Source organism: Psychrobacter sp. AOP31-B2-9 (assembly GCF_052378005.1).
Taxonomy (GTDB): Bacteria; Pseudomonadota; Gammaproteobacteria; order Pseudomonadales; family Moraxellaceae; genus Psychrobacter.
Map to the genome: position 1 here is coordinate 1 of NZ_JBQSXG010000398.1, position 214 is coordinate 214.

Consider the following 214-nt stretch of genomic DNA (forward strand, 5'->3'; position numbering starts at 1 on the left):
AGGTTATGAAGACACAAATAGATATCAGCTGCCCCGACTGTCACAGTCCCAGTTTAAAGAAAAATGGCAAAAAAAGCTATGGCAAGCAGAATTATCAATGTAAGGACTGCAAACGTCAGTTTATTGGCGACCATGCATTAACTTATAACGGCTGTCACTCTAAAGTGGAAGAGCTTATACGGCTCATGACAGTTAGAGGCTGCGGTGTTAGAGA

The 214-nt window shown here is 42.1% G+C and carries 1 protein-coding gene; it reads left to right on the top strand.

Annotation, left to right across the window (positions count from 1 at the left end; genetic code table 11):
• Positions 1-5: 5 nt before the first annotated feature.
• Positions 6-214: IS1/IS1595 family N-terminal zinc-binding domain-containing protein (locus ACT3SX_RS15795; RefSeq protein WP_444519370.1), on the top strand; the 209-nt coding region annotated here is incomplete at its 3' end.